8 protein-coding genes are annotated in these 8,053 nt (G+C 48.3%); 5 read left to right on the top strand and 3 right to left on the bottom strand.

The annotated features are described in order from the left end of the window. On the top strand, positions 1 to 346 hold a 346-nt coding region (locus AC2FNV_RS12185; RefSeq protein WP_496773418.1), incomplete at its 5' end, for a group I truncated hemoglobin. Positions 347 to 715: 369 nt separating this feature from the next. Here AC2FNV_RS12185 and AC2FNV_RS12180 read toward each other — a convergent pair. Further along, positions 716 to 1,654 carry a hypothetical protein gene (locus AC2FNV_RS12180; RefSeq protein ID WP_170610680.1) on the bottom strand — a complete coding sequence of 313 codons (939 nt, stop codon included), beginning with the start codon at positions 1,652 to 1,654 and terminating at the stop codon, positions 716 to 718. A gap of 372 nt (positions 1,655 to 2,026) precedes the next feature. Here AC2FNV_RS12180 and AC2FNV_RS12175 point away from each other — a divergent pair, with 372 nt between their 5' ends. Then, positions 2,027 to 2,941: a DMT family transporter gene (locus tag AC2FNV_RS12175; RefSeq protein ID WP_254442548.1), complete on the top strand. Its 915-nt coding sequence runs from the start codon at positions 2,027 to 2,029 to the stop codon at positions 2,939 to 2,941. 766 nt (positions 2,942 to 3,707) lie between these two features. Beyond that, the gene (locus AC2FNV_RS12170; RefSeq protein ID WP_170477360.1) at positions 3,708 to 3,959 is read left to right on the top strand and encodes a CBU_0592 family membrane protein; all 252 of its coding nucleotides are present in this window, start codon (positions 3,708 to 3,710) and stop codon (positions 3,957 to 3,959) included. A 77-nt stretch (positions 3,960 to 4,036) separates the two neighbouring features. Here the strand turns inward: AC2FNV_RS12170 and AC2FNV_RS12165 are convergent, their stop codons facing one another. After that, positions 4,037 to 5,554: a metal-dependent hydrolase family protein gene (locus tag AC2FNV_RS12165; RefSeq protein WP_170610677.1), complete on the bottom strand. Its 1,518-nt coding sequence runs from the start codon at positions 5,552 to 5,554 to the stop codon at positions 4,037 to 4,039. Between the two features lie 179 nt (positions 5,555 to 5,733). Here AC2FNV_RS12165 and AC2FNV_RS12160 point away from each other — a divergent pair, with 179 nt between their 5' ends. Both AC2FNV_RS12160 and AC2FNV_RS12155 read left to right on the top strand, forming a co-directional pair. After that, the gene (locus AC2FNV_RS12160; RefSeq protein WP_217362454.1) at positions 5,734 to 6,198 is read left to right on the top strand and encodes a phosphate-starvation-inducible PsiE family protein; all 465 of its coding nucleotides are present in this window, start codon (positions 5,734 to 5,736) and stop codon (positions 6,196 to 6,198) included. Between the two features lie 363 nt (positions 6,199 to 6,561). Continuing rightward, complete coding sequence (locus AC2FNV_RS12155) at positions 6,562 to 6,798, top strand: DUF1127 domain-containing protein (protein ID WP_170603596.1); 237 nt, start codon at positions 6,562 to 6,564, stop codon at positions 6,796 to 6,798. Positions 6,799 to 7,070: 272 nt separating this feature from the next. Here AC2FNV_RS12155 and AC2FNV_RS12150 read toward each other — a convergent pair whose 3' ends face one another. Further along, positions 7,071 to 7,469 carry a cupin domain-containing protein gene (locus AC2FNV_RS12150; RefSeq protein WP_170603724.1) on the bottom strand — a complete coding sequence of 133 codons (399 nt, stop codon included), beginning with the start codon at positions 7,467 to 7,469 and terminating at the stop codon, positions 7,071 to 7,073. Positions 7,470 to 8,053 lie beyond the last annotated feature (584 nt).

Below are 8,053 nucleotides of genomic sequence, written 5' to 3'. Positions count from 1 at the left end.
ATACGATCGACTGGGTGGAACGGACGGTATACGACGAATAGCCGACGTTCTGGTCGACAATCACTCCAGAAACCCGGTTGTCGCAGCGCGATTTGCAGGAACCGATATGGTACATCTCAAACAAATGGCAGGAGACTTCTTCATAGCTGGTTCTGGCGGACCTGAGATTTATTCAGGAAAAGACATGATCACGGCGCATCAACATATGAACATTAGCGGAGATGAGTTTGTCGCGGTTCTAGACGACGCTATGAACGCCCTGAAAGAAAACAATGTTGGTCAGCGGGAACAAGAAGAGGTTTTGTATATTCTGTATAGCCTCAAGGACCAAGTTGTCGGAATCTGAGCTTTGGGAAAACCGATAAGTTTTGGCGAAAATAGAATCTTAACATTGCCTTCTCTTTTTACGAATCTTGCGTTCGCCAATACTGAATGATCGACTGCGCTGGGCTTGTTTCTAAAGCGCGTTGAAATTCCTGCTCGCGTTATCAGCAAGTCGGCAAGCAGTTAATGCTAGTCAATGGATCGAATTGAATTCAGCGGATGCATAGATATGCCGCCTGCGACGCAATATGCGCCTACAAACAAGAACTTTTAAAAGAAGTTCTGAACAAAAAAATACATCCAAAGCATTATGCAAATTCCGAAAAACTCATTTGGAAGCATCTCTATAATCGATGGCACCATGGATGGAGGTCACATCGAACTGCTTCTCCTAGTCATCAATCAAAAGACCAGATTCCTTTTCAACAAAGTACCTGTTCTCGACGTACAAGTTTGTAGCTTGATACTTATGCCGAAGTTTGACCCTATCGTGGTCATTCAGCAAACTGTGCGCACTGCTACTTTCAAAGCCAAGTTTTGTCATTGAACGATCAAGTCGCAAGGCCCAGCTACGAAATCGCGCTGATCCGAACGGCAAACAATTTGCGAGGCGTTGAAGGTTAATTGCTCGCGCCGATGCGGATTGCCTTTCTTTTTCTGCAAAGCGGAAGTCATCAGTAGAATCCACACCTAGTTCATCAAGAAAGGACTCAACGATGCTTGGTTTTTCTCTCTCGAACGATTTAACAATGAGGCGGTCAGATTCTATTACAGATTCTAATTTTTGTAGCCTGGCTTTATGATCCAGAGCATCAACACTTTCAGAATCTAGTATTGATTTAGGCCAAGGATTCCCCCCGCGCTTCAAGCCCTCGGTAAAAAGTGAAACTAGCAGATCATCTTGCCGCCGAAGGTATAGAACCCAAGACCGATCGGCATTAACAAATATGCGGCGCAAGTCCTGGTACACGAACGAGCCTGTTACGGCCGGTCGCGCAAGCACTTCAGAGGATATTACCACCAGATTGGGTTGATGTTCATCTATCTCGCTCTGAATCGCCTGGACGTGAGCAGTGACTTTATCCGTATTCTTGTCGAAGAGGTCCATTACCAAGGGATGATGAAAAATTAACAAACGACTTCGATCGCTAAGTTCAGGTCCGTTCAAAAAGCTTCTGCCGCCGGTCGGATACAATATTCCTTGTTCTTTCAAAGAGCCTGAGTTTTTCTGCAGGAATGTCTGGATTGAGGTGGTTCCAGTTTTATGCGGGCCGATGTGAAAATAAACATGGCCATCAAATCTAATTTGAGAGGGAGAGCCTGACTTCATAGTAAGATTTTGGTTTCCTATACCAAGTTGGCGTAACCCAAACATATGGCAATTTGCGCATGCAAAGAAGTGTATTCAGTTCGATTACTGCATGCGATTTTGGTTAACGGTGAGCGCTTTACGGTCGAACTGGCAGAAAGCTTTCGTCCACTCAGGTTTCGCATCGAACCTCCGCTGTCATAAGTTGTGAGGCTGCGGTGCAGCCTTTCCTGTTATCAGTTGCGCGCGAAATGCTTGGTTATCCGAAAAGTATGGAACGCGTCGAGAAATTGGTTAAATCCGCGTTGGATGCCTTCGACTGACACGTAAACGGGTCTCGGGACAGCAGAATTCAATAGCTCCTTTTCAAAGGCTGCTCTATTGGAGTCTGTTATGGCGATCACACCCATTATTCAGAAAAAAGAGGTTCTGCCTGAACGGCAAACGGACAGTATGCGTGGCATCGCTTTAATGGCCTTTGGCATGTTTCTGTTCTCTGCCGTCGATACGATGGGAAAGTTCCTTACAGAAACTGTCCACCCCATACAGATCGTGTGGTTCCGCCAACTCGGGTTGTTTCTGGGGGTTGTCGTTTTGATTTCAATTCAGGGCACGGGGGTTTTGTCTTCGAAAAACCCCAAACTTCAAATCGGACGTGGCGCTTTGGCGGCATGTTCTGCAACGCTATTCATTGTTGGTGTCAGCTATGTTCCCCTTGCAGACGCAGTTGCGATTACTTTCGTTGCGCCTTTCATCGTGACGGTAATGGGAGCGCTAATTCTGCGTGAGCAAGTGGGTATCCGCAGATGGTCTGCGGTCGTGATTGGTTTTCTTGGAACTTTGATCGTTATCAGGCCCGGAATGGGTGTTATCCATCCAGCGTCGATTTTATTAATAGTTGCCGCGTCCGCTTTTGCCATGAGACAGGTATTATCGCGAATACTTGCTGGCGAAGACAGAACACGAACTACGGTTGCGTATACAGCCATCGTATCTTGGGGTCTTTTGACCCTTCCATTACCTTTTGTCTGGCAAACACCATCGAGCGGGTTGGATTTGGTTTTGCTGTTGGGCATGGCGGTCCTAGCAGCCGCAGCCGAAGTCCTCGTCATTATGGCGCTGGATGCTGCTCAGGCAGTCGTTGTGGCTCCTGTTCAATACAGCTTGCTCATTTGGGGCACCATTTATGGTTTCTTCGTATTCGGGCAACTGCCAGACTCATGGACCTGGCTGGGCGCAGCGATCATTGTTGCAACAGGTTTGTACACCCTGAACCGTGAAAGGCTTGCTTTGCGAACTCGTAAATAGGTCAATAAGATTTTAGGAATTTCAAAGATCGATCATGGGATGGCCTGTTACATAAGTCGAAAGCGTGATGGGCAATGCGCCTGATTTGCGACGACGCAACTGTATCGCGTCCATTTTTGGAACGCCGAGCGCTGCCGAGCAAAGACTGTCCGTTAGTTTGTTTCAAAAACGAAATGCAGTATAAAAGCTGCAACACCGCTCAGGCGTTTCTCCAAGCTGTTTAAGAGGCTGCGCTTACATCGTTCCAAGGCTCAGCGGTCAACGATTTTTCCCGAACCTCGTGACCAGTGAAAAGCAAATGGCGGCGAAAACCCCCATTAGGATACTGAAGCCCAGATTTGGCAGAAATGAACCACCCATTCCAGTAATCCAGCCTACAAAAAATACGGCCGCAAATACCACAGCTCCATAGATAAGCGATTTATGTTTCACTGGAAGCCCGCCTTGTTAAAGGATTCTTTCAAAACAATTCACCATAAACCATTAGATCATTCGATATAAGCCGTTGTAAAGATTCCGGGTCGGGCATGTGTTGGGTCAGTTCAGAATGCGAGGCATTGTGTAAGCTCGCGACGAATGGATCCTGCAATAAACTCGCGCGGGTTTCTCCAGGATCCGCTGCTTCAATGGTCTGAAAAAAAGAGCATTCTCGAACGAACTAGTCAGCTAACTGCTTTGGGTGAAAAACAATTATTTAAAGGTGGCCCGTTATTTCCAACGGCATTTTTTGAATGTCAGGAGCCTATTTTGGATTTAGACTTACATAATGATTGCCGAACTTACCCTAATCGACTGGATTGGCGTGCTTGGATCGCTTTTGATTGCAGGCGCTTATTTAGCTGTCTCTCGTGGCTGGGTCGATGCGCGCAAGCCGGGGTTCAATCTCCTCAACCTTTCAGGAGCTCTGCTCATTCTTTTGTCGCTCTGGTATCGACCTAATGCGGGTGCAATTTTGATTGAAGTGCTTTGGGTCGGCATTGCGATCACGGCTCTTGTGCGTTGGACCTTTAGACGTTGAAAATGTGATCTATGGGATTGGACTTCCGCAGTGTCCACAGGGCGGTCACCGAAGATTCAATCGCATCTTGAATTGAATCAGCCTCCGAGCGCGTTTTTGTAAATAATGCCATCCTTCATGATAATCAGAAAGTTCGCTTCTGGGTCGACCAACAGATTGATGTCCTCAACCGGATTGCCTTCAACAAGTATCAAATCTGCATATGCTCCCGCTTTAATCACGCCAAGCGGGCCTTGCTGATATGGGTTTCGCGGTCCCGACATCTCCACAAGTTTTGCCGTGTTATATGTGGCCTGTTGCAAGACTTCTGCCCCAGACCACCAACGACCACGGCGCTCGAACTCAAGGTTTTGCATTGCCATCAACTCCGGAGCTCCGAACAGGTCCACACCGAAAGCAATCGGAAGGTCGTACTTTTTGATCAAAGCCACATAGTTTTCGACATTATCGCGCAGTGGCGCTCCCTTTTCGATAGTAGCGGGATCGCCTGCAGCCAACATGTTCTCATCCGGTGTGAAGATCAGAAACTGCGGATTGAGGATGGCCCCGGCGTCGCGTATGGCGCGAATGGTCTCCTCCTCAAAAATCATGTTGCCGTGATCGATGCTTTTTACCCCGCCTTCAAGTGCCCGGATGACAGACTCATCCGTGTAAGCGTGAACGATGACGTATGTGTTCCAGTCCTCAGCAGCTTCCACAGCGGCGCGAATTTCTTCGGGACTGTAGTGGGTTGTATCCAGAGGATCATATGGAGTCGAGTTACCTCCACCCAGGCTGATCTTAACCTGAGTTGCCCCGAGGCGCAGCACCTCGCGAGTGGCCGCCCGTACCTCAGATACTCCGTCGGCAATGAACGACCACTCCCGCTCAAAAACAGTACGATCACTTCGTTGTCTGTGGTGGGTGTCATTGTATAAACGGAAATCGAAGTGGCCGGACGTTTGACCGATCCAGTGTCCTGAACTAAAGATGCGCGGTCCGGGAACGATCCCCTCGTCTATGGCTTGGGCTATGCCGTAGGATGGGCCGCCCGCATCCCGCAACGTCGTAAAGCCCCGCATCAGCATTCGTTCCGCTTCGCGCGTTACCAGAGCGCCCGTGTATGACCAGTGAAGGTTATATGCTAAGGCCAAGGGCGAGGTCGGAAGCATGATGTGGTTGTGACCGTCTATCAGGCCTTGGATCAAAGTCCGTTCTTGACCGTCAATGACTACCGCATTGTTCGGTTCTATTGGATCGGTCGAGACCTTGGCTATCAAATTGCCCTCGACAAGGACGTTGGCGTTCTCAATGACCGCCGCATTTTCACTATCAAAAACGTCGACATTGACAAACAGGGTTCGCGGCTGGCTGTCTTGAGCGGACGCTCCGAAAGCCAGCAAGACTGTAAGCATAGCTGGGAGAAGTGCCAGTACTGAAACTATAGTCATTATTTGAAACCATTCGAATATGTTCGGCCAATCTGCAGCATTACCTGCGGGTTCCCCTGAGTCAAACTTGTCACTTGCTATGGTAGCTCTGCTCGAACGCACGTTTCCACTCTCTAAACCTGTCGCGTCCTCGACAACGTTCAATTTCTGTAAACGAACTTCCACCAGCCCTCGCAAGTCACTGTGAAGGTTTGCTTAGCGTCCATCGGGGAGTTTTAGCGACCAACACATCGACCTAGAAAACTACACCCTTTTTATGAGAGAGTTCCGTAAACGCCAAAGCGGGCGATGCATCCGGTTGAATCTGGCCACGCTGGCGATCTAAATCGGAATTGGAGACGACAGTGAGTGGTGAAGAGAACAAACCCACCCCGGCACATGTGGAACTAGACCCCGATCACGAAGATGCCATCGTTCGATGGTGTAACCGCATGATCCGTCACGGCGTTAGGGCATTGTCAGTGCTAATGCTCGGCATCATCCTGCTGGCTATTATTGACGCTGGTTTCACAACATTTCAGAAGTTGTTGGAACCACCTGTTTATATCTTAGAGGTCAGCGATCTTCTCGCGGTTTTCAGTGCTGTGCTGGTCGTTCTTATCGCGATAGAGATTTATACAAATATTACTCTCTATTTGACTGCCGACGTCATCCACATCAAGCTTGTTGTCGCGACAGCCTTAATGGCGGTAGCTCGAAAAATCATCACACTTGACGACAAAAATTTGGAGCCCCAATACTTTCTTGGTTACGCAGCGATTGGCCTTGCGTTGGGCGTAACTTACTGGCTGATAGATAGAAAACCGTAAGACGCAAATTGAAATGTGCGCAAAATTTCGCATCGGCGCCTTTGACTTAACGGAATTTAATCACCGGTTTGCGCGCATGGCAACTTGCTGCGCGAGCAAAGCAACCAAGAACGGTGAAGGTCTCGTAAACACTCGATACGAACCTTGGCTGCACGTGGTATGAACGACTGCCGTGTGGACAAAGCCGCTATTCTTCCCGGTCGTTAAATGGTGACTGTTTTATGGGGCATCGAAAGTTATGGCTTCGCTGCTGTTGGCTTAAACGTATTCCCCACGTGGCCCAAAACACTTGATTCTGCACCGCAGCAAAGCTACCATTTCAACATGGGAGGAAACCTAGTTCAACTATGGAAAGGTTTCCAAATGACTGATTACTCTGTCGCAGCCACAAATAATAAACCCAACACTGACCGCCTGATGCGAACCCTTGATGACTTCTTTGTGAAGCTAGGCCAAGGTTTCAACGCGTACTTGATGGTCCAGTCTCGCGCCGCTGAACTTGAAAGGCTAAACAATCTTTCGGACCATGAGTTGGCGGAAATAGAACTCAAACGAGATGACATTCCCAAGTATGTATTCAGGGACATGATCCACATATAGGGAAATACAAGCATGATCTTTCGCCCGCACTCGTCATATTTGTCACCAGGCAGTTGTGTGATAGGTCAGCACGGTTCGCTGGAAATCCTCTGATAATTCAATCATAATTGATGACTATAACTTTTGTTCGATGTGATAGCGTGAGCCGTGGACGGCAGTTGTGGCTTAGGGCTTTGAACCTTCGATCCCACCGGTGAGGCGGTCGCGTACTGATTGAAAAGCCGACGTGCGGACAGGAATGTGATCAAGCTCAATTAAGAAGAAAGATTGCATTAATTAGGCACCAGTTTTTCAAGTTCTGGTAGCAGTACGACGCTTTCCTGCTCATTCGGATCAGTACGCGCAATAACCGCCACGGCTGGCTCTGCGCCATCGTTGAAAGGTAGATGCGGAGCGCCGGCGGGTATGTAGATTAGGTCCCCTGCATTTGTTTCCATCACGTGCTCCAACTTTTCGCCCCAATACATCTTTGCCGAGCCGGAAATGACATAAATAGCGGTTTCGTGGAATTCGTGTTTATGGGCTTTAGCTCGTCCACCCGGTGGAACTGTTAGTAGGTGCATGCATATTTTATTACTGCCGACGGTTTCCTTTGCGATTCCTTCGAAATAATTAAAGCCTTGTTTGCCAGAATATGTGTCGCCGGGGCGTAGTTTTACACATTTTTGCATAAGCCACTTTCCCATAAAGGTTTCCTCAACTTAGAAACTATAGACGAACTGCTCTCAGAACGAGGAATATTGTTTGGCTGACAGTTTTGGGCTCAACGCAGGCTTCCAATAGATTTTGTCAAATGTCCGCTAAGGAACGGGTACTAGACCTAGCGTTTCGAAACACCAAGGTCTGCTCTGCAGACAAAGTTGCCATTAGTTTACAACGGGTTTGCCAGAGTAGGTCCTGCCCACTTAGAAAAAGTTAATCCAGCTTACAAGAATGGGATGCAGTCAAAAAATGGGCAGAAACGCGGAAGGCGATCAATAACTTTGTGCGGCTGGAAAAGGAAAACGTTGATCGCATTTCAGAGAAACCGAAGCAGGTGCTTTGGCGGGTGCCGGATTCAGTGCATTTAATAACTGACCCGACACCCTTTCCCGTGGGCTATCTCAACGGGCGGGGGCATCACTTGTTGAGGTTGCGTTACCGTCCCACGGGAAATCCGATATAATTCAACGTGTTCAGGCCCCAGTTATTGGCCCTTCGTTTGTTCGGCTTGCTCTCAGACGGCAAAGTCTTTTGAATACCTGCCAAATCTATG

Source organism: Ruegeria sp. BHSA163 (assembly GCF_059613365.1).
This window is presented reverse-complemented; position numbering and strand designations above follow the sequence as displayed.